The organism is Roseomonas sp. KE2513, assembly GCF_016107305.1.
In the GTDB taxonomy this organism is placed as follows: domain Bacteria; phylum Pseudomonadota; class Alphaproteobacteria; order Acetobacterales; family Acetobacteraceae; genus Roseomonas.
The window spans coordinates 1-18817 of record NZ_RCVR01000037.1 but is presented as its reverse complement, the minus strand read 5'-3'; the positions used below and the strand labels follow the sequence as shown (position 1 = coordinate 18817).

At 72.4% G+C, this 18817-nt stretch carries 19 protein-coding genes; 4 read left to right on the top strand and 15 right to left on the bottom strand.

The window, feature by feature from the left end:
• Window positions 1–88 precede the first annotated feature (88 nt).
• The 9 genes from D9599_RS24430 to D9599_RS24390 all read right to left on the bottom strand — a co-directional run bounded on the left by D9599_RS24430 (window position 89) and on the right by D9599_RS24390 (window position 8952).
• A complete protein-coding gene (locus D9599_RS24430; protein WP_198383912.1) occupies window positions 89–574 on the bottom strand; it encodes a (2Fe-2S)-binding protein in 486 nt (161 codons plus the stop codon).
• Entirely contained in the window at window positions 571–1401 is an 831-nt protein-coding gene (locus D9599_RS24425) for a xanthine dehydrogenase family protein subunit M (protein WP_198383911.1), read from the bottom strand. Before D9599_RS24425 ends, D9599_RS24430 begins: the two co-directional genes overlap by 4 nt.
• The gene (locus D9599_RS24420) at window positions 1398–3734 is read right to left on the bottom strand and encodes a xanthine dehydrogenase family protein molybdopterin-binding subunit (RefSeq protein ID WP_198383910.1); all 2337 of its coding nucleotides are present in this window, start codon (window positions 3732–3734) and stop codon (window positions 1398–1400) included. Before D9599_RS24420 ends, D9599_RS24425 begins: the two co-directional genes overlap by 4 nt.
• Entirely contained in the window at window positions 3731–4087 is a 357-nt protein-coding gene (locus D9599_RS24415; protein WP_198383909.1) for a 2Fe-2S iron-sulfur cluster-binding protein, read from the bottom strand. Before D9599_RS24415 ends, D9599_RS24420 begins: the two co-directional genes overlap by 4 nt.
• Window positions 4084–5802 (bottom strand): FAD-binding protein, encoded by a 1719-nt coding sequence (locus D9599_RS24410; RefSeq protein WP_232480862.1) that lies wholly within the window; start codon window positions 5800–5802, stop codon window positions 4084–4086. Before D9599_RS24410 ends, D9599_RS24415 begins: the two co-directional genes overlap by 4 nt.
• On the bottom strand, window positions 5795–6574 hold the full coding sequence (locus tag D9599_RS24405; RefSeq protein ID WP_198383908.1) for an ABC transporter ATP-binding protein: 780 nt from the start codon (window positions 6572–6574) through the stop codon (window positions 5795–5797). Before D9599_RS24405 ends, D9599_RS24410 begins: the two co-directional genes overlap by 8 nt.
• On the bottom strand, window positions 6571–7392 hold the full coding sequence (locus tag D9599_RS24400) for an ABC transporter permease (protein ID WP_198383907.1): 822 nt from the start codon (window positions 7390–7392) through the stop codon (window positions 6571–6573). Before D9599_RS24400 ends, D9599_RS24405 begins: the two co-directional genes overlap by 4 nt.
• 1 nt (window position 7393) lies before the next feature.
• Entirely contained in the window at window positions 7394–8368 is a 975-nt protein-coding gene (locus D9599_RS24395) for an ABC transporter substrate-binding protein (protein ID WP_198383906.1), read from the bottom strand.
• A gap of 197 nt (window positions 8369–8565) precedes the next feature.
• Entirely contained in the window at window positions 8566–8952 is a 387-nt protein-coding gene (locus D9599_RS24390; RefSeq protein WP_198383905.1) for a hypothetical protein, read from the bottom strand.
• Window positions 8953–9255: 303 nt separating this feature from the next.
• On the opposite strand from D9599_RS24390, the gene D9599_RS24385 reads away from it, so the two are divergent.
• The gene (locus D9599_RS24385) at window positions 9256–10221 is read left to right on the top strand and encodes a tripartite tricarboxylate transporter substrate binding protein (RefSeq protein ID WP_198383904.1); all 966 of its coding nucleotides are present in this window, start codon (window positions 9256–9258) and stop codon (window positions 10219–10221) included.
• 51 nt (window positions 10222–10272) lie between these two features.
• Here the strand turns inward: D9599_RS24385 and D9599_RS24380 are convergent, their stop codons facing one another.
• Window positions 10273–10809 carry a response regulator gene (locus tag D9599_RS24380; protein ID WP_255531657.1) on the bottom strand — a complete coding sequence of 179 codons (537 nt, stop codon included), beginning with the start codon at window positions 10807–10809 and terminating at the stop codon, window positions 10273–10275.
• Between the two features lie 9 nt (window positions 10810–10818).
• Window positions 10819–11043 carry a hypothetical protein gene (locus D9599_RS24375; RefSeq protein WP_198383903.1) on the bottom strand — a complete coding sequence of 75 codons (225 nt, stop codon included), beginning with the start codon at window positions 11041–11043 and terminating at the stop codon, window positions 10819–10821.
• Window positions 11044–11546: 503 nt separating this feature from the next.
• Between D9599_RS24375 and D9599_RS24370 the strand changes: the two genes are divergently transcribed.
• Complete coding sequence (locus D9599_RS24370; RefSeq protein ID WP_198383902.1) at window positions 11547–12533, top strand: 2-dehydropantoate 2-reductase; 987 nt, start codon at window positions 11547–11549, stop codon at window positions 12531–12533.
• Between the two features lie 42 nt (window positions 12534–12575).
• Here the strand turns inward: D9599_RS24370 and D9599_RS24365 are convergent, their stop codons facing one another.
• Together D9599_RS24365 and D9599_RS24360 are read right to left on the bottom strand one after the other, a co-directional pair.
• Complete coding sequence (locus D9599_RS24365; protein WP_043833107.1) at window positions 12576–12902, bottom strand: HPF/RaiA family ribosome-associated protein; 327 nt, start codon at window positions 12900–12902, stop codon at window positions 12576–12578.
• A 10-nt stretch (window positions 12903–12912) separates the two neighbouring features.
• On the bottom strand, window positions 12913–14013 hold the full coding sequence (locus tag D9599_RS24360; protein WP_198383901.1) for a hypothetical protein: 1101 nt from the start codon (window positions 14011–14013) through the stop codon (window positions 12913–12915).
• A 229-nt stretch (window positions 14014–14242) separates the two neighbouring features.
• Between D9599_RS24360 and D9599_RS24355 the strand changes: the two genes are divergently transcribed.
• Window positions 14243–15361, top strand: a complete 1119-nt coding sequence (locus D9599_RS24355) for an SDR family oxidoreductase (RefSeq protein ID WP_198383900.1) — start codon at window positions 14243–14245, stop codon at window positions 15359–15361.
• 42 nt (window positions 15362–15403) lie between these two features.
• Here the strand turns inward: D9599_RS24355 and D9599_RS24350 are convergent, their stop codons facing one another.
• Window positions 15404–15580, bottom strand: coding sequence for a hypothetical protein (locus tag D9599_RS24350; RefSeq protein WP_198383899.1), 177 nt, complete (start codon window positions 15578–15580; stop codon window positions 15404–15406).
• 50 nt (window positions 15581–15630) lie between these two features.
• Entirely contained in the window at window positions 15631–17322 is a 1692-nt protein-coding gene (locus tag D9599_RS24345) for an NADPH-dependent assimilatory sulfite reductase hemoprotein subunit (RefSeq protein ID WP_198383898.1), read from the bottom strand.
• 136 nt (window positions 17323–17458) lie between these two features.
• On the opposite strand from D9599_RS24345, the gene cysG reads away from it, so the two are divergent.
• Window positions 17459–18787 (top strand): siroheme synthase CysG, encoded by a 1329-nt coding sequence (gene cysG, locus D9599_RS24340; RefSeq protein WP_198383897.1) that lies wholly within the window; start codon window positions 17459–17461, stop codon window positions 18785–18787.
• Window positions 18788–18817 lie beyond the last annotated feature (30 nt).

The following is an 18817-nucleotide window of genomic DNA, read 5'->3' as shown; positions in this document are numbered from 1 at the left end:
AGGTCGAAACCTTCCCAGCCCTTTGCAGGGGGATCATCGGGGGACGGCGGGATGGGCGCGGCGCGCCGTCGCACAGAGGGGCGCCGCCTCATCTATCCGTTCCTGCGCCGCCCGACAGCGACAACGCCGCCTCGACCATGCCCTGGTAGCCCGTGCAGCGGCAGTGATGCCCGGCCAGCGCCATGCGGATCTCCGCTTCGCTCGGGGAGGGCGAGGCGTCGAGCAGCTCCACCAGCGTCATCAGCACGCCCGGCGTGCAGAAGCCGCATTGCAGCCCGTGATGGTCGGCGAGCGCCTGCTGGAGCGGGTGCAGCCGGCCGGCGCGTTCCAGCCCCTCCACCGTCGTGATGCTTCGCCCGTCCGCCTGCACGGCCAGCATGAGGCAGGCGCGGGCGGAGGCGCCGTCCACCAGCACCGTGCAGGCGCCGCAGGCCCCGTGCTCGCAGCCGAGATGCGTGCCAGTGAGCCGCAGCCCCTCGCGCAGCAGGTCCGCCAGGCTCAGCCGCGCCGGCACGTCCAGCCGATGCGGTTCGCCGTTGACCGTTACCGAGATCGGGAAGCGTTCCTCGCTCAAGCCATCGCCCTTTCCAGCGCGCGCCGCAGGGCAACACGGACCATCGCCGCGCGGTCATCGTCCGCCACGTCGGGAAGCGGCATGGCGGAGACCAGCGGGCGGGGATCGGGGCCGGGCCGCCACCCCAGGAGCATCGTCTCCCCCTCTGGCAGCCGCCTGGCCACGGGAAAGGGCCCGCAGACCGCGAGGGCGGCGGACACTACCTCTCCGCCCGCACCCAGCCGGAGAGAGACCGCTGCGGCGGCCTCTGCGGGATCGTTGGGCCGGTCGGCGATCTCAACGAAGGCCTGCCGCGCGCCCGGCGCCGGGATGGGAAACCGCGCCTGCGTCAGCAGCTCGCCCGGCCAGAGCGCGTTCCGCCCAGCGCCTTGCGCGAAATGCCGGAAGGCGAGGCGCCGCGTGCCCGAGGGCGCCGCCAGTTCCAATTCCGCATCCAGCAGCGCCGCGACTAGCGGCAGCTCGGCCCAGGGATCAAGCTGGCAGAGGCTTCCGCCGAGCGTGCCCCGGTTGCGCGTCGCGATATGCCCCACGAGCGCCGCCGCCTCGACGAGGATCGGCAGGTGCCGCCGCAGCAGGGGCGAGCGGAGCAGCGCGGCCTGCCGCGCCATGGCGCCGATGCGGATGCACCCCTCCGCCTCCTCGATCCCGTCGAGCCCGTCCAGGCGGTTCAGGTCGAGCAGGTGCGGCGCCGTGACCTGACGCGCGTTCAGCTGTGGCATCAGCGACTGCCCGCCCGCGAGCGGCCTCGCCTCCGGATGGCGCTCCAGCACCGCCAAGGCCTCCGGCAGGCTTCGCGGCGCGTGGTAGCGGAAGGCGGCCGGCTTCATGCGGCGGCCAGCAGCGCGCGCAGCCGCCGGGGCGTGACCGGCAGCTGCGTGATGCGGATGCGCGCGGGGCGCAGCGCGTCCTCGACAGCCGCCACGATCGCGGCGGCCGCAGGGATCGTGCCGCCCTCGCCGACGCCCTTGGCGCCCAGCGGATTCAACGGCGTCGGCGTTTCGCGATGGTGGATCTCGATCCGCGGCAGAATCGGCGCCGAGGGCAAGCGATAGGCGGGGTAGCCGAGCGTGGCCGGCACACCCTGCGCGTCGAAAAGCGTCTCCTCCAACAAGGCGTGGCCGATCCCGTGCACGACGCCGCCGAGGATCTGCCCCTCTGCAAGCGAGGGGTTCAGCAGACGGCCGCTGTCATGCACCACGAGGTAGCGGAGAAGGGTGATCCCCCCGGTCTCGGGGTCCACCATCACCTCGGCTACATGGGTGCCGTTGGCATAGCTCAGCGCCTCCGGCTGCCAGGCGACGGAGGAGGACAGGCCCGGCGAGAGGCCCGGCGGCAGCGGAAAGCCCGGCATGCCCTGCAGCACCTGCGCGACCTGCCCCAGCGAGAGCCGGTCCGCCGGGATGCCGCGGATCCGCACGGCTCCGTTGACGAGCTCCAGGTCCTCCGGCGCGGCTTCCAGCAGGTGAGAGGCCGCGAGCAGCGCCTTCTCCCGCACAAGCCGCGCGGCCTGCAGCACGGCGGCACCGGCCACCGGTCCCTGCCGGCTGGCGAAGGCGCCCAGGCCCTGCGCGATCGCCGCCGTGTCGCCTGTGCGGACGGTGATCCGGGCGGGGTCCATGTCCAGCACCCCCGCGCAGACCTGCGCGAGCACCGTCGCCGTTCCCTGCCCCTGCGCCGAGGCCCCGGTGGAAAGCACCACCTGCCCGGAAGGTCCGATGCTGATCGCCGCCGTCTCGAAGGGCCCGCGGCTGGTTCCCTCCACGTAGTTGGAGAGGCCGATGCCAATGTGCCGGCCCGCCTCGCGCGCGTCGCGCTGCCGGGCACGGAAATCCTCGTAGCCCGCCAGGCGCAGCGCGTCCGCCATGCAGGCGGGATAGTCGCCGCTGTCGTAGATCATGGCCGCGCCGTCCCGCGTCGTCAGCGGCGTGCGATAGGGCATGGCGGAGGGCGGGATGAGATTGCGGCGCCGCACCTCGTCGCGCCCGAGCCCCAGCTCATCGGCGATGCGGTCGAGCATCCGCTCCATCACGAAGGTGCCCTGCGGCCGACCTGCGCCGCGCGTCGGCGTCGCCGCCACCTTGTTCGTCAGCGCGACGGATATCTCCAGCCGATAGGCCGGCAGCACATAGGGGCCGAGCAGGTTCGTGGCCGAGTTCTGCGGCAGGGCGATCCCGTAGGGCGTGTCGGCCCCGTGGTCGTGCAGCAGCCGGCCGCGCAGGCCGAACAGCCGCCCCTGTGCATCCGCGGCGACCTCCACATCCCAGAGCTGGTCGCGCTCCGCCGTGGTGGCGGCGAAGTTCTCGCGCCGGTCCTCGATCCATCGCACGGGGCGGCCGAGCAGCAGCGCGGCGAGCGGCACGGCGACGTCCTCGGGGTAGCAGACGAATTTCGGGCCGAAGCCGCCGCCCACATCGGGCGCCACCACCCGCACCCGGTCCTCCGCCCGGCCGAGGGCCGCGCAGATCACGCCCTTGTTCCGGTGCGGCATCTGCGCGGAGGACCAGACGGTCAGCATGTCGTCCACGCGGTCGTGCTCGGCCAGGACGCCGCGCGTCTCCACCGAGTGGCCGCCGCCCTTGTGCAGGCGGAAGCGGTCCCGGAAGACGTGCGGCGCCGCCTCGAAGGCGGGTGCGACCTCGCCATAGGCGACGGTGAAGCGGGCCAGCAGGTTGTCGGCGCAGCCGAGCCGCGCCCGAGGCGCGCCGGGTTCCAGCGCGGCGCCGGGATCGAGCACGGGCGGCAGGGCTTCGATGTCGAGTTGGACGAGCGCCGCCGCGTCCTCGGCCTCGTGCGGCGTGTCGGCCACCACCAGCGCGACGGCCTCGCCGGCGTAGCAGACCTCGTCGGCCGCCAGCACGCGGGGGTTCACGACATGCCGGATCGCCCCGGCCGGCATGGCGACGGCGAGGTCGAGGGAGGTCAGGTGCGGGCGCAGCTCCTCGGCCGTGAACACGCCGCGCACGCCGGGCGCGCGCCGTGCCGCCACGGCGTCGAGGCTGTGCAAGCGCCCGTGCGCGACGGGGCTGCGGACGAAGCGGGCGTGCAGCATGCCCGGCCGCACGATGTCGCCCACGAATTGCCCGCGCCCGCGCAGCAGCGCCGCGTCCTCGATGCGCGGAACGCGGCGCCCGAGCCAGGCCGGCGCCTCGGCCGCCGTCACGGGGCGGGGGCGGGCTGCGCAGGCTCCGGCGGCCGCTCGTCCGGGGGGGCGATGGCGGTCGCGAGGTCGCGTAGCAGCGGCTTGTTGGGCAGGGGGTCGAGCCGCATCTCGCGCTCCTCCAGCCGCGCCGTGCAGGCATAGACCACGGCGCCGTCGAGCAGCATCATGCACTCCTTGCACGCGTTCGCGTTCAGGCAGGCATAGCGCATGGCGAGCGACGGATCCTCGTGCTCGCGGATCCAGCGCAGCCCGTCCAGCACGGAGCGGCCGGGCTCGAAGGGCACCTCGTAGCGCTGGCGCCGCGGCGCCTCGCCCGGGCCGCCGCGCCGGATATCGAGAAGCGCGACGCTCATGCCGCCTCCTTCACCACCGCGCGCTGCTCGAGACGCAGCGCGCCGCCGTCCAGTGTCAGCACCTGGTTCGTCTCCCATGCCGGGTCCAGGCCCGGATAGTCCTCGCGCTGATGCGCGCCGCGGCTCTCGCGCCGCTCGGTGGCGGAGAGGATGACGGTCTCGGCGACCAGCAGGGCCGCGCGCAGGTCGAACCAGTCCGCGCGCGCGAGGTCATGCGGCAAGGGCGGGCCGGGCGGAACCTCGCCCAGCTCCGCGGCCAGCGCGCGCAGCCGTGACGCGGCCTCCACCAGGCCGGCTTCGGTCCGGAAGGGGCCGACAAGGTCCGACATAATGTCCTGCAGCCGGGCGAAACCCGCCGCCGGGTTCCAGCCGGGCCGTGTGGGGCCGGCGGCCCGCGCCAGCGCCACGCCATCGGCCGCCTTCGCGGCATCCCAGGCGATGCCGCCCTTGGCGAAGCGCGCCGCCTCCCGCCCCGCGACGCGGCCGAAGGCAAGTGCCTCCGTGATGGCGTTGCCGGAGAGGCGGTTGGCCCCGTTCGCACCGCCCACGGCCTCGCCGGCGGCGTAGAGGCCGGGAAGGCCCGTGGACATGCTCGTGTCCACGCGGATGCCGCCCATGTGGTAGTGCGCGATCGGCGCCACCTCGATGGCGGTCTTCGTCAGATCGATGCCGTTGGCGGCGAGGCGGTCGATCACCGGCCCGAAATTCTCGCGCAAGGTCGCCTCGGGCACGTGCTCGAAGCTCAGCCAGGCGCCGCCGGCCGGCGAGCCGCGACCGGCCGCGACCTCCTTTGTGATGGCATAGGTCGCGAGGTCGCGCGTGGTCACGTATTTCCCAGAGTCCGTGCTGCCGTAGCGGTCCACGAACTCCTCGCGCGCGCCGTTCAGCAGGCGCCCGCCGAGCTTGTAGCGGAAAGGATCCCACATGATCGGGTCCATCCCCACCATGCGCGGCGCGAGATGGCCGATGGGGAAGAACTGGACGAATTCCATGTCGATCAGCGCGGCGCCGGCGCGGAGCGCGAGCGCGTAGCCGTCGCCTGCCATGTTGGCGGAGGCGCTGTTACGCCGGTACAGCCGCGTCAGCCCGCCCGTCGCGATGATGGTGGCGCCCGCCGCAATGGTGACGGGCACGCCATGGGCGAGATCGAGCGCGACGACGCCCTGCACCGCGCCGTCCGAGACGACGAGGTCCGTGACGAGCATCTCGCCCATCCGGTGGACGCCCTCCTGCCGCTGCGCCTGGGTGCGCAGGGTGCGCGAGACGGCGGGGCCGGTGCTCAGGAAGTCCACGTAGACGCAGCGCGGGCGGTCGTGCCCTGGGGCGAAGGCCTGGCGGATCCGGCCATCGGCGTGGCGCGCCCAGCCGACCTTCCAGCGGTCCATCTCGCGGATGACCTCGACGCCGTCCTCGCAGAGCAGCCGCGCGAGGCGGGCGTCGCAGAGGCCGCGGCCGGCGGTCAGCGTGTCGCGCCAGTGGTGCTGCCAGTCATCCGGCTGCTCCGTGCCGATGGCCGCGGCGACGGTCATCTGCGCCATCACCGTCGCGCCGCCGCGGCCGATGAGGGAGCGGTCGATGACCAGCGCGCGGGCGCCGGAGCGCGCGGCCTCGATGGCGGCGTAGAGCCCGGCGCCGCCCGCGCCGATCACCAGCACGTCCGTCTCGATATGTCCCGCCGCGCCCTGTCCGCGCACGCCCGGCATCGCTTCAGTCATGGGCGGGCTCCTCCTCGACGATATGGTTCCAGATGGCCGCACAGACATCTCGGAAGCGCGCGTCCTGACGCAGGGCGCGTGGATCGCGCGGGCGCGGCAGGTCCACGCGATGAATGGAACGCACTCGCCCGGGGCGCGGCGCCATCACGACGACGCGGTCGGCGAGCGTGACCGCCTCCTCGATGTCGTGCGTAACGAAGACGACGCTCCGCCGGCGCTGCGCCCAGATGCGAAGCAGTTCCCGGCCCATGGTGATCTTCGTCTGCGCGTCGAGCGCGCCGAAGGGCTCATCCAGCAGGTAGATGTCGGGCGCGTAGGCGAGCAGCCGCGCGAGGGCCACGCGCTGGCGCATGCCGCCCGAGAGCTGGGCCGGGCGGTGCCCTGCGAAATCTGTCAGCCCAACGAGAGCCAGCAGCTCCGCCAGCCGCGCCGGCCGCTCGCGGACGGGAGTGCCGCCCAGCACGAGCCCGACCTCCACGTTCCGCCGCACATCGGCCCAGGGCATCAGCGTGTCCCGCTGGAACATGAAGCCGACGCCGGGCGGCGGGCCCGACACGGGCTTGCCATCGAGCAGCACGCGCCCGTCCGTGGGGCTCAGCAACCCGGAGGCCAGCCGCAGCAGCGTGGACTTGCCGCAGCCGGAGGGGCCGACGATCGCCAGGAACTCGCCGTCCGCGAGGGACAGGTCGATGCCGTCCAGCACGCGGAGGCCCGGATAGTCGAGAGTGATGCCCTCGAAGGTGAGCTTGGGGGAGGGGGCGCTGACACTCATCGCGTCGCCCCGCGCAGGGCCAAGCGCTCGATAAGCCGCACGATCTCGTTGCCGACAACGGCGATGACCATCAGCGCGACGAGGCCCGCCATCACGCCCGTCGTGTCCAGCCGTCCGCCCGAACGTTCCACATACCAGCCGAGGCCGCGATTGGCCCCCAGCAGCTCGCCCAGCACCGAGCCAACGAGCGCGAGGCCGAGGCCGATCCGCGTGGCGCCGAAGATCCAGGGCAGGATGGCCGGCAGGCGCACGTGCCAGAGCAGCCAGAGCGGCCGCGCCCGCATGCTGCGCATCGCGTCCAGCAGGTCCCGGTCCACCTCGCGCAGTCCCTGGGCCGTGTTGAGGAGATAGACGAAGACGACCATGGAGAAGGCCATCATCACCTTCGAGAAGAGGCCGATACCGAACCAGATGATGAAGAGCGGCGCGAAGGCCACGCGCGGCACGCTGTAGAGGCCCATCACCAGCGGATCGGCGACCTGCGCCCCGCGCGGGAAGGCCGCGTAGAGCACGCCCGCCACCACGCCGACGACGAGCCCGAGCAGCAGCCCGAGCAGCGCCTGCCAGGCTGTGGCCGTCGCGTGGAAGAGAAGGTCGCCGCTGGCCGCCATCGTCCAGAGCCGGAGGGCGATTTCGGAGGGCTGGCTGATCCAGAAGGGATCGATGAAGTGGTCGGTCGCAACCTGCCACGCGGCGAGCACGACGCCCACCAGCAGGATCCGCTGCAGGGTGATGGTCAGCCAGCCCGGCATGCCGCCGCGCGGGGCCGCCGCACCCGCCGGCGCCAGCGCGGGTGCCTCTTCGATCGCGGCGGGCATCTCAGTCCCGGACCGGGGGGATGGAGATCTCGGCGAAGGGGATGCGGCGCAGGCCGGGCTCGGCCGGCAGCAGCATCTCAAGCAGCGTCTGGTAGCCCGCCTCCTCCACCCGGCCCTCCGGCGCCAGCCGTGCCTGCACATCGGCCGCGAGGGCGTCGATCTCCGCCTCGCTGTAGTCGGGGAACTGCCGCCGCAGGCCGGCCAGGGCCACGGCGCGGTCCGCGCGGATGGCACTGATCCCGCGCAGCACGGCTCGCACGAAGCCGCGCGCGGCATCCGGCTGCTGAGAGAACCAGGATTCCCGCGTCAGCAGCGCGAGGGAAGGGTAGGGGATCCCTCGGAAATCCTGCACGATCCGGTAGCCGTTATTGCTCCCTGTCTGCATGTGCAGCAGGTCCGCGTTGATGACCATGCCGGCCTCCACGCGACCGCTGTCGATCGCGGCCTTCATGCTCGCACCACCCCCGGCGCCCACGATCTCGACGTCACGATCCGGGTTGAGGCCTGCCTTGGCGAGCGCCCAGCGCAGCGTGTTGTCCGTGAGGCTGCTCGGCGAGGTGATGCCGATACGCTTGCCGCGCAGGTCGGCGACGGAGGCGTAGCTCGTGCCCGTGCGGCTGACCAGCGCGTAGGAGTGGCGTGTGTCCAGCTCCACGGCGACGGCCACGTCCTGCCGGCGGCTGCGCAGGCGCACCACATGGTCCACCGCGCAGACGCAGACGTTGATGCCGCCGCCGACAAGCGCCTGGATCGCGGGGGCGCCGCCGCGGAAATCAACCAGCTCGGCCTCAAGCCCGGCCTCACGGAAATAGCCCTGGTCGATGGCGACATAGATCGGCGCCGCCATCTCGCTCGCCGATGCCGCGCCGATAACCACTTTTGTCTGGGCGCTGGCGGAGGCCGCCGTGACCAGGAGAGTGGCGAGAAGGATCATTCCCGCCAGCTTGTTCCGCAGCATCATAGAGCCGAGCCCCATTCTCTTTGCCCCAATTAACCGTCCGTTTCCGTGCTTGGCAAATGCTGCCCCATGGCGGAGCGTGGTTTTGCCAAGGGAGGATCGGCCGCATGAGGCGATTGGCCGAGCTTGTGCATGAAGCAGGCCAGCGCAAGCCGCACCGTCATCTCGGTACGCGTCCGAAGCCTTCGGGCCGCGCGTCAACCGAACCTTTCCCTTCAGATCCTTTCCGCCTCGGCATCGGCCAGCTCGACACCTCCGGCGGTGCCCATCGCCAGGAGGCCGAGCGCGATCGTGCCGATGATCGTGCCCTCGGCATGGGCGCCGCGGACGCTGCCCTGCCACACCCCCGCGAAGTCGGCCGCCGTGGACCGGGTGTCGGACAGCGCGGGCAGGGTGAGCACCTCGACCGCCGCACCGGTCATCAGGTGCGCGGCCACCGGTTTGGCGGGGCTGCGCTCCGCCTCTCCCCCGCCGCCCTTCACGACGAGGAGGCGGGGCCGGGCCATGCGCTGCGTCACCGCCAGATGCGCGGCGATATAGGGCGGGTGGAAGACGCCATCCACGCCGGCGGGCGCGTCGGCCGGGTTGATGAAAGGCTCCATTCCGCTGCTTGCAGAGAGGTCATCCGTGCGTGGCTTGAACACGTGGCGAGCACATTTCCCGCCGACTCTCGCCCTCATCCTCTCTGAGCCTTGCCAGGCGAGTACGCCGGCAGCGATCCTGCCCGCAGGCGCAGGAGGCGCTGGCCCAGGGGGCTTGTCGGGCCTCGTAAGCGGAGACCATGCTGCCGCAAGGGTTGCCACGCTCAGCGCCGAGCCCTCGCACGGGCTGCCGCGTCCGATCAGTCAGGAGCGTCGGCGCGCCACCGCCCGGACAAGAAGGGCGGGTCAGGGAGGGGAAGGTCGATGCAGAACATCCGGCGCGGGCTTATCGCGGCCCCCTTCCTCGCGGGGCTGACGCGGACGGCGGGGGCACAGTCCTGGCCCGACCGCCCCATCACCCTCGTCCACGGCTTCGGCGCGGGCGGGAATGCCGATGTCATAGCCCGCGTGATCGCCGCGCCGCTCTCCGAGGCGCTCGGCCGGCCCGTGGTGGTCGAGGCGCGGACCGGCGCGGGCGGCAACATCGCCAGCGAGTACGCCGCGCGCGCAGCGCCGGACGGGCATACCCTCATCCTGCTGACGGGCGGCCACGCCGTCTCGGCCGCCATGTACCGCAGCCTGCGCTTCGACCCGGTCGAGGACTTCGCCTTCGTCTCGCTCGTCTCGATCTTTCCCTTCGTGGTCGCGACACGTGCCGATGGGCCGATCCGCAGCCTGGCCGAGCTGATCGCCGCTGCGCGGCGCGATCCCGGCGGCCTCACCTTCAGCTCGGTCGGCGTGGGCTCCACCCAGCACCTCACGGGTGAGCTGCTGGCCCAGATGGCGGGCATCCGGCTCACCCACGTGCCCTATCGCGGCGGCACCCAGCCGCTGACGGACCTGCTCTCGGGCCGCATCGACGTGATGGTGGATTCCGTTACCGTCACCGGGGCGGCGATCGCGGCGGACAAGCTGCGCGCGCTCGGCATCACCAGCGCGGCGGCTTGGCCAGCGCTGCCAGAGGTGCCGCCGGTCGCCGCGGCCGTGCCGGGTTTCGAGGTGGTGTCCTGGGTCGGCCTCGCCGCACCGGCGCGCACCCCAGCGGCCGTGGTGGAGCGCCTGAACGGCGAATTGCGCACGGCCCTCGTCCAGCCAGCGGTGCGCGAGCGCCTGGAGGGGCTGGGCACCCAGGTAAGCCCGACCTCGCCCGAGGGGATGCGCCGCTTCGTCTCGGCGGAGGTGGCGCGCTGGACGGAGGTCGTGGCGCGCGCCGGCATCGAGCGGCAGTAGCGGCACCGGCCGGGAAGGTGGCCTCGCCGCCAGCGGAGCCGCGGCCGGAAGCTAGCCCCTCCTCGCGGCCTTCAGCAGCGCCGCGGCGCGGTCGGCGAGCTGCGGCGCGCCGTCCGCCGGCAGCGTCGCCGCATCCCCGGCATAGCCGGTCAACAGGATGGCCGGCAGGCGAGGGCGGCGGCGCTGCGCCTCGCGGATCAGCGCCACCCCGTCCATCCCGGGCATCGAAAAGTCGGAGACGAGCAGGTCCACCGCCTCGCCCCCCTCGAGCAGCGCGAGCGCGGCCGGGCCGCTCCCCGCCTGCAGGACGTGGTAGCCGCGCTCCTCCAGCGTGCCCGCGAGGGCGCGCAGCCGCGCCTCGCTCTCGCGCAGCCGCTCCTCCGCGAGGCGGCCGCCAGTGACGTCGAGCGTGACGCCGACGATCGTGCCGGGGCCGCCGCCCTCGCCCGGTTGCAGCTCGGCGCGGCTGAGCAGCCATCGCGCCGGGCCGCCCGGCGGCGCCACGCGGTACTCGATCTCCGTCGAGCCGCCCTCATGCGCGAGCCGGTCGAAATCCGCCCTCATCCGTGACCGGTCGGCCGGGTGCAGGCAGGCGGATCAGGTCGCATGGTCGAAGCGCGCGCCCGGTGGCAGGCCGAAGAGGGCGCGCAGGCCATCGCCGCACTCGGCGACACCATCCGGGCAGATCTCGAAGGGGTGCACGCCCCCGGCCAGCTGCGCCCGCCGTAGGCGCGCCTCGCTGCCGACGAGGGCCATCGTCGCGCGATCGCGGGCTGCGGCGGCCTCCGCCAGGGCCTGCGCCGCGTCCTCCACCTCCCGCACGCCGGTCGTGGGCGCGCCGGGCGTGGCGAGCCCCCGATTGCTCCCGCGATCCGCCGCGACTGGTGCCAGGCGAGGGCGAGGCCGAACAGCAGAAGGGCCGCGCCGCCCGCGCCGAGGCCCGCCAGCGAGCGCCACAGCCCGGCGTGCAGCCGCGCCTGGCGGATCGCGACCACCACGGTCCAGCGGGATCCCGGCATGCGGCTGAAGGCGGCGAGGATCGGCCCGCCATCGATGGCGGGCAGTTCGAACAGGCCGGCCTCGGCGGCCTGGATGGCCTGCCGCGCCTCGGCCGTGGCGTGCCGGCCGAGATAGGCGTCCATATCCGGCGTGCGCCCCCGCCGCAGGAGCGGTGCGATCGTCGCGCCCGCACGCGAGAAGTAGCTGTGGACGGGCGCGGTACTGGGCAGGACATGGGCCCTGGTGGTCGCCCTTCCGCCAGGGCCAAGCTGGGCGCCTGGCGCGTCCTCCCATAGTCTTTCGGCCGGATGCGGGGGAGGGGCGGCATGCGCGTGGCGGTGCTCGGCGCGGGGGCGATCGGCGGCTGGCTGGCCGCGGGGCTGGCGAGGGCCGGGAACGAGGTCGGGGTCCTCGCGCGCGGGGCCAGCCTTGCTGCGCTGCGCCGCGACGGGCTGGTGCTGTCCGAGGGCGAGCGCTCCGAGCGTTTCGCGGTCACGGCGACCGACGACCCGGCGGCCCTCGCCGGGCCGGACCTGTTGCTGCTCGGCCTCAAGGGGCAGGACCTGCCGGGCGCGCTGCCCCTTATCCGCGCGCTGCTTGGCCCGAACACGCAGGTGGTGGCGGCGCTGAACGGCCTGCCCTGGTGGTTCCTTCAGGGCTTCGGCGGGCCCGCCGAGGGGGTGGTGCTCGAGTCGGTGGACCCCGGCGGCAGGCTGGTCGCGGCGCTGCCGGCCTCGCGCGTGGTCGGCGCCGTCGTGCATGCCGGCAGCCGGGTGGAGGCGCCCGGGCGCATCCGCCTGATGAAGGCCGACCGCGTGCTGCTGGGCGACCCGGGCGGCGCTGGCCAGGCGACCACGATCGCGGAAGCCTTCCGCGCGGGCGGCATCCCGGCCGAAGCCATCGGAGACATCCGCGGCGAGGTCTGGAACAAGCTCTGGGGCAATTCGAACATGAACACGCTCGGCGCCCTCGCGCGGGCGGACGTGCTCCAGTTGCTAGACGACGACGGAACGCGCGGCCTGGCGCTGGCGATGATGCGGGAGATGGCGGATCTCGGCGAGCGGATCGGGCTCACTGGCCTCGGCGACCCGGAGGCGCGGATCGCGGTCACGCGCCGGCTCGGCGCCTTCCGGACCTCGATGGTGCAGGATCTCGAGGCAGGGCGGGCGATGGAACTGGGGCCGATCCTGGGAGCCCTGGTGGAACTCGGGGCCAGGCTGGGTCAGCCGGTGCCGACACTGGCCGGTGTCCACGGGCTGCTGCGCCTGCTGGCGCTGAACCTCGGCCTTGCTGGAAAGGTGGAGCGCCGCTGAGGCGGTGGGAGCGGCCGCTCCCACCGCCAGCCCAGGCGCGCGTTACTTGCCCCTGGCCGACTCTAGCTGCCTCTCCGCCGCCTTGAACGCGTCGCGGATCGCGGTTCGCAGGTCGGGATGGGCGTAGCGATTTCCAGACTGATGCGGCTCCCGCGAGACGGCGAGGTCGCGGCCGCGGATCGAGAGGACGATATGCACCTCCGGGACGTTGCCCGTCTGGTGCTGGTTGTGCAGCGCCTCCACCGAGACGCGGCAGGCAACAAGCTCCGAATGCCGCTTCTGCAGCTTCTCCGCGTGCTGCCGGATCTCGTCCTTGATCCCCTCGGAGGGCTCGATGTTATGGAAGGCAATGTCGAGCGGACGGTCCATGTCGGCCTCCTCAGTAGCGAAGCGTGGCGGCGGCGGGCACCGCGCGGGGAATGCGCGAGCGCGGCAGCGCGTAGGCGTAGCCGCCATGGCGCAGCGTGACGGCCGCTGCCTGGTTCAGCAGGTCCTCGTCAGGGCCGGATGGACGCCCATGCGCGACGATTCCCGTGGCCGGATCGAAGCTGCCCCAGAGCTTCTCGTCGGCCGCGACCACGACTGAATCCACGCGCCCTTCCTCGGCGGCGGCAAGAATTTCCTCAAGGCGGATGGCGACGTTCGGCGCGGCATCGCCGAGACGCGCGTTGATCTGGTCGAGCACCGTCTCGACCTCGCGCTCGAAAACCGGCTGCATCAGCGCGAGCGCGCGCTGGTGCAGCTCGGACGGCGGAAAGGCGAAGGGGTTCATCGTCAGTCCCTCCTCCTGAAGGCCTGGTAGCACGTTCAGCTTGCGGATCTGCCCCATGATCTTCGCGTCCGCGGCGAGGATCAGCGGCGCCGGGTCGCTGCCAATCGCGTTCTGCAGCGCGCGGACGAGCCGTGGCTGGTCGTCCATCAGCGAGGACGTGGCGTCGCCCAGCGCGGGATTTCCGACACCTTGGTCCTTGTCGTCCGAGCCGTGCTCGTAACCCTCGGGCGGGTCCGCATCCGGCGTGCCGAGGTCGAGCGGCACCTCCTCTGCGCCAAAAGGTGTTACGGTGTAGAGCTTGCTCTTCGCGCCGGAGAGGGCGAGCAGCCAGAAGCGGCGGTTGCGCACCATCAGCGGCAGCAACGGCTTGACGTGGAAGTGGTGCCCGACGGTGGCGCTGGACGCGACCTCCTCCGGCAAAGGCACGACGCGGGGCGCGCCGTTCGCCATGAAAACCGCGAGCGCGGGATCGCGGTGCTGCGCGATATCGAGGCCGCCGAGACCCTCCCGCAGCGGCGTCAGGATCTCCTCGCGCTGGCGGGGATCGAGGCCGCGCTGCTCCAGCTTGCGCTCGATCTCCCCGGCGGCCTCACGCAGCGTTGCCGACTGCATGCGGATGTCGCGCATCTCGGGTGTGAGCGGCACGTACATCGAGATAGCAAGTTCATGTCGATCGACCAGACCGGTGAGGAGTGTGGGATCAAGCATTGAGATCACCTGCAGTGAGGAGCATCGAACGCGATATCGTCCATTCTGGTTGCTGAAACAGAGCGTGCCGCAGGTCTTTGATGCGGATCGCGTAGAGGTGAGCCCGTTATCCGCCGCGCTCTTCACATAGGTTGGCGGCGTGCCCGATCCGCGTCGTGCATCAGGCCGCCGCGACCATCCGTGCCCGTGGGACTATCCCCCGAACGGGCGCCGACGAAGCGGAACATCCATGTCCGATCCCTCCACCGCGACCTCCGTCACGCCGTCCGAACCGACGCCGGCTTCGAAAGGACGGGTGGTGGCATTGTCATCCGATCGTCCTGTTATCGTCGTCACGGGCGCTTCCAGCGGCATCGGGCGCGCCACCGCCCATGCCTTCGCAAGGCGCGGCGCCGCCGTGGTTCTTGCCGCGCGCCGTGCGGAGATGCTCGACGAGGCCGCCGGCGAGTGCAGCGATCTTGGCGGCGTGCCGCTGGTGGTGCCGACGGACGTGACGAGCGAGGAGCAGGTAGAGGAACTTGGCCGCCGCACGCTCGAGCGCTTCGGTCGCATCGACCTCTGGTTCAACAATGCCGGCATCGCAGCCTTCGGCCGGCTCGAATCGATTCCGATGGACGTGTGGCGCCGTGTCATCGAGACGAACCTGTTCGGCTACGTCCACGGCGCGCGCGTGGCGATGCGGCAGTTCCGCTTCCAGGGTCACGGCACGCTCGTCCAGAACGGCTCCATCGTCGGTGAGCTGGCCAAGCCGGACGGCACCCCCTACGCTACCAGCAAGTTCGCGATCCGTGGCCTTTCGGAGGCGCTGCGGCAGGAGGTGCTGGACCAGCAGGACATCCATGTCTGCACGGTCCTGCCCTCGGTGATCGACACGCCCTTCTTCCATCACGCCGCGAACTTCAGCGGCCGCAACGTGCGCGCCGCGCCGCCCGTCTACACGGCGGAGGAGGTGGCGGAGGCGGTCGTGGGGCTCTCGCAGCGTCCGCAGGCCGAGGTCGTGGTCGGCGGCTTCGGCAAGGTCGCGATCGCGCAGAAGCGCATGGCGCCGACCTTCACCACCTGGTTCACCGGCCGCAGCCTGCATCGCGGCTTTCTTTCGAGCGGCCAGAGCGATGACACGACCGGCGCGCTGTTCGAGCCTGTGCAGGACGGCCGCGGTATCAGCGGCGGCTGGCGCAAGAATGCCGAGAGCGGCGGCGCGCCGCTCGCGGCCATGACCGCCGCCGCCGCTATTCCGCTCGACTTCGCGATGCTGCCTTTCCGGATGGCCGATATCGGCCTCACCACCGCGGCACGCATCCTGGAGGCGATGAGTCCGCTCGGGACGCCCGGGCCGAAGTCGAAGTAGCAGCCTGGGAACAACCCCCGCGACGAAGCGCGGGGCGCCCCCTCAGTTCAGAAAGATCCTGACGAACATCAGGACGACGATAACCAGCGTGATCACGCGCAGCGGCCCGTCCACGAAGGCCGCGACGCGGCGAAGGTTGATAGAGAAAGGCGCGGAGGGAAGGCGGGGAGGGGCGGCCGCGCCTGGCGAGACACGAAGCGTTGTCGGCGCTCGCTTCATGGCTCTCGCTCCGGAACGTCCAGGGCCACGCACGGTCCGCTCCACGGCGATCAAGCGGCAACCGCCGGGGTGAGCAGGGCACGCAGCGCATCCGGGCCCTGGCGGTGGCAGAAGTCGCCAAAGGCCTCGCCGGGCTCGCGCTCGGACGCGAAGCGGGCCAGCAGCGGATCGAGCGTCGCGCCCACCGCCTCCGTGCGCAGCTTGTCCACCAGCGGGAAGGACAGCCGCGTTCCCTCGAAGTCGCCACCGACGAAGAGTGCGTAGATTCCCGGCGAGCGCCCGACCACGCCGATCTCGCCGGCATAGGGGCGCGCGCAACCGTTCGGGCAGCCGGTGAGCCGCAGGGAGATCCGCTCGCCCAGCAGCCCGTGCCGCGCGAGCGACGCCTGCACCTGCGCGACGATGGGCGCGTGCACGCGCTCGCCCTCGGCCAGCGCCTGCCCGCAGGTCGGCAGCGCCGTGCAGGAGAGCGACCAGCGCGCGAGGGGCGAGAGCTCCTCGGCGAAGACGACGCCGTGGCCTCGCAGCAAGGCCTCCAGCGCGGCCCGGTCCTCCGGACGCACGTTGGAAAGGATAAGGTCCTGCTGCGGGGTCGCGATGGGATCGAGGCCGAAACGCGACACGGCCTCGCGCAGGGCGGTGCGCAGCCGCATGCCCGGCCGGTCCGCGATGCGGCCGGAGGGAATCGGCACGCCGAACCAGAGGCGCCCGTCGCCCTGCTCGTGCCAGCCGAGAAGCTCCGGCACCTCGAGCCTCGGCAGGGGCGGCGCGGGCGGCAGCGGGCGGCCGAGATCCTCCGACAGGCGCTCGCGCACCCACTCCACGCCGCGCTCCGCCACGACGTATTTCAGCCGCGCGTGGCGCCGGTCTGAGCGGTCGCCGTGGTCGCGGAAGAGGCGCACGACGGCGCGCGCCATCGCCTCGACCTCGTCCGGCCCGATCACCGTGATGGGGTCCGCCAGGCGCGGGTAGGTGGCGGGCTTGTTGTGGGTCATGCCCATGCCGCCGCCGATGGTCACGATCCAGCCCGTCACCTCCCCGGCCTCATCCGTCTGCGCGATGAAGCCGAGGTCGTTAGAGAGGATGTCCGGCGTATTGTCCGCCGGATGCGCGAGGGAGGTCTTGAACTTGCGGGGCAGGTAGGCCGGGCCATAGAGCGGCTCCTCCTCCGCCTCGCCGACCCGCTCGCCTTGCAGGAAGATCTCGTGGTGCGCGCGCGTGCGCGGCAGCAGGGCGGCGGAAAGGGCGAAGGCCTCCCGCTCCAGCCGGGCGTGCAGCGCGTCGCGCCGCGGTGCGGGGGAGGTGGTGATGTTGCGCGCAACGTCCCCGCAGGCTGCCATGGTGGTCAGCAGCGCCGCCTCGATCGAGGCGATGCAGTGCGTCAGCTTCCCGCGCCGGACGGTGTGGAACTGCAGGCCCTGGCGCGTCGTCAGGCGCATGGTGCCGTCCGAATCCTCGTCCGCCAGCGCGTCGAGCGCCAGCCACTGGGCCGCGGTCAGCCGCCCGGCAGGGGCGCGCACGCGCACCATGAACTGCCAGTCCTTGTCCTGGCCGGACTGCTTGCGGGCGGTCGCGGTGTCGCGGTCGAACTGCTCGTAGGTCCCGTGGAACTTGAGCAGCGTGTAGGCGGCCTCGCTCAGCCCGCCCGGCGCGTCCGCCTGGGCCAGTTCCTCGGCGATAGTGCCGCGCAGCCCGGCGCTGGCCGACTTGATCGCTTCAGCCCCGCTCGGCTTGGCTGCCATGTCGTGATCCCTCCACTCTCATTCAGTAGAAGGACGGATTTCACGGTGCCGGCAAGGGAACGGTATTCCAAATTAACGGCAGATTTTAGTTGATTCGATCCATTCCAACGCGGCGGCTGCCCGGGTAGGCTGGGCGATGGACCATTTTCCGCTGTTTCTCTCGCTGCGCGGGCGTGCGGCGCTGGTGGTGGGTGAAGGCGAGGCGGCGGAGGTCAAGGCCTCGCTTCTCGCGCGCGCAGGGGCGCTGGTGCAGCGCCTGCCGGCCTTCGACCCCGTGGCAGGGGCCAGGCTGCCCGAGGGGTGCGCGATCGCGATCGGCGCCGGCGCGCCCGATCATGACCTTCGGGCGCTCGCAGACACCTGCATGGCGCGCGGTGTGCCTGTGAACATCGTTGACCGCCCCTCCCTCTGCTCCTTCGTCATGCCGGCCATCGTGGACCGGGCGCCGGTCACCATCGCCATCTCCACCGGCGGTGCCGCCCCCGTGCTTGCGCGCCTCGTGCGGGCGCGGATCGAGGCCGTGCTGCCGCCGGCATTCGGGCGGCTGGCGGCGCTTGCCGGGCGCTTCAAGGAGGCCGTGCGCGCCGCCCTGCCCGACCTCGCCGCCCGCCGGCGCTTCCTGGATGCCGCGCTGACCGGACCCGCCGCCGACCTGGCCGTCGCTGGACGGGAGGCCGAGGCCGAGGCCGCCTTCACCGCCGCTCTGGGCGCCGCCGAGGCGCGGCCACCCGGCGTGGTTCACCTCGTCGGTGCCGGCCCCGGTGCGGCCGACCTGCTGACGCTGCGCGCGCTCCGCCTGCTGGGAGAGGCGGACGTCATCGTGCACGACCGCCTTGTCGGGGAGGCGGTGCTGGACCTCGCGCGGCGCGACGCCGAGCGCATCTATGTCGGTAAGAGCCGCGCCAATCACTGCCTTCCCCAGGAGGGCATCAACGCCCTGCTGGTGCGGCTCGCCCGCGAGGGCAAGCGGGTGGTGCGCCTCAAGGGGGGCGATCCCTTCGTCTTCGGCCGCGGCGGAGAGGAACTACAGGCCTGCCGCGCCGCCGGCATCGCCTGCGAGGTGGTGCCGGGCGTCACCGCGGCGCTGGCCTGCGCCGCCGCGACCGGCATCCCCCTGACCCATCGCGACCACGCCCGTGCCGTGACCCTGGCAACCGGGCACACGCGGGATGGACGCCTCGACCTCGATTTCACGGCCCTGGCTCGCCCAGGGCAGACACTGGCCATTTATATGGGCGTTTCCACCCTGCCCGCGCTCCGCGATGGGCTGGTGGCGGCAGGTCTCGACCCCCGAACCCCCGCGGCGCTCGTCGAGGCGGGCGGCACCACCAACCAACGCTTCGTCCAGGGCAGCCTCGACGACCTCGTCGCCCAGGCGCCCGCGTGGCAACGCGGCGGGCCTGTCATGACACTCATCGGCCACGTCACGGCGGAACCCCGCACGGCGGCTGCCAGGGCTGCCTGATCGCAGTGGCCCTATGTTCTGATTGGCTGG